Source organism: Micromonospora globispora, from assembly GCF_003857015.1.
Lineage (GTDB): Bacteria > Actinomycetota > Actinomycetes > Mycobacteriales > Micromonosporaceae > Micromonospora > Micromonospora globispora.
Genome location: NZ_QGGF01000681.1, coordinates 1 through 1,718 on the forward strand (window position 1 = coordinate 1; position 1,718 = coordinate 1,718).

The 1,718-nt window shown below is 76.9% G+C and carries 2 protein-coding genes; both read right to left on the bottom strand.

Annotated features, from left to right (window positions below; genetic code table 11):
• Positions 1-114: 114 nt before the first annotated feature.
• Positions 115-786 carry a permease prefix domain 1-containing protein gene (locus DKL51_RS31805; protein ID WP_109948291.1) on the bottom strand — a complete coding sequence of 224 codons (672 nt, stop codon included), beginning with the start codon at positions 784-786 and terminating at the stop codon, positions 115-117.
• A 57-nt stretch (positions 787-843) separates the two neighbouring features.
• Positions 844-1,718: ATP-binding cassette domain-containing protein (locus tag DKL51_RS31810; protein ID WP_148097913.1), on the bottom strand; the 875-nt coding region annotated here is incomplete at its 5' end.

Below are 1,718 nucleotides of genomic sequence, written 5' to 3' on the forward strand. Positions count from 1 at the left end.
GCCCCAGGGCCCCGCGCACGATCGTCTGCACCTCGGCATCAAGACACGCCGGGAACGGGTGTGCCGACGTGCAGAGGATCATGCTGTCGCTGCTACCGGCGGGCGTGGTGTCGCTCAGCGGGTGGTCAGGAGCCAGCAGCGGGCCGCCCGACCGAGCGCGAACCAGCCGACGCCGACCAGCACGGCACCGATGATCATCGGCGGCCAGGTCAGCGCCGCGTCCCAGAGCCCGATGGACCAGCCGAAGAGGGCGCTGACGGCGAGCACGCCCAGGGCCAGGGCGCCGGTGAGGCCGAAGCCCACCCCGCGGCCGACCCGGGAGAGGCGGGGTGACCCGTACCGGGCGGCGAGGAAGCCGACCAGCAACCCGGCCAGCGCCAGACCGGCCACCGTGAGCCAGATGCCGTTCAGCGACGCCGAGAGCAGCAGGAAGCCCTCCGGCGGCCGGGGACCGTCACTCCAGCTCGACCCGCGCCAGGTGAGGTCACCACCGGCCATCAGCGCCAGCGCCACCGCGAGCGCGCGCAACGCCAACCGGCGCAGCGCCGCCGCGGCCAGTTCGGCCTGGTAGCCCGGCGCCAGCTCCGCGGCGGTGCCGAACTCGGCCACCGCTCGCCGCTCGGCCTCCACCGCCGGCAGGCCGCTGTCCCGGTACGCCTCGGCGGCGTCCCGCAACGCGTCCCGCGCCTCGGTGAGCAGGTCGGCCTTCAGCCGGGCCGGCCCGCGGAGGTGGCCGGCCAGCTCGCGCAGCCGCTCCTCCACCAGCACGTCGTCGTCCCCCCGCATGGCCCCACCCTGCCACCTCAGCTGGTGGGACGCGTCCGGGAAAACCCCGGAAACCGCTCAGGGGGCCAGGGCCAGGTAGCCGCGCTCCGCCGCCTCCTGGAGCAGCCACTGGTCCCGGTACCAGCCGGGCTGGGCCACCAGTTCGGCGTGCCGGCCGCGCTGCACCACCCGGCCGGCGTCGAGCACCACGATCTCGTCCAGCTCGGCCAGGCCGCTGAGCCGGTGGCTGATCAACAGCACCGAGTGCCCGGCCGGGGTGGCGGCCAGCGTCGAGGCGAGCACCGCGTCCGCGGCGGCCGGGTCGAGCCCCTCGGTGGGCTCGTCCAGCACCAGCACCGGCGGCGCGGCGAGCAGTGCCCGGGCCAGCGCGAGGCGCTGCCGCTGACCGCCGGAGAGCTGCCCACCCTCCTCGCCGACCACGGTGTCCCAGCCCTGCGGCTGGGCCCGTACCCAGTCCAGCAGGCCGGCCGCCCGGGTCGCCGCGGTCAGCTCGGCCTCGTCCGCCCAGGGCCGGCCGAGCAGCAGGTTCTCCCGGACCGAGGCGTGGAAGACGTACGCCTCGGCGAGCAGCCCGCCGATCGCCCGGGGCAGTTCCTCGGCCGGGTACGCCGACAGGTCGGCCCCGTCCAGGGTGACCCGGCCGGCGTCGGGGCGCACCACGCCGGTGAGTACGGCCGCGAGGGTGCTCTTGCCGGCGCCGCTCGGGCCCACGACGGCGACCCGACGGCCGGCCGGCAGGTCGAGGTCGACCCGGTCCAGGGCCGGTGGGGCGCCTTCGCGGTACCGGACGCTGACCTGGTCGAAGCGGACGTCATGCCCGGCGGCCTCCGCGACCTTCGCCGCGCCGGCGACCCGCTCGCCCGCCGTTTCGGCGGTGCCGGCGGTCGGGGTGGCCGGTGCCGGCGGGACGGGCTCGCCGAGCAGGGCGGCGA

What these genes read in the sequence shown, in the direction of transcription:
- DKL51_RS31805 (WP_109948291.1), bottom strand. Translation starts at nt 786, where the DNA reads ATGCGGGGGGACGACGACGTGCTGGTGGAGGAGCGGCTGCGCGAGCTG.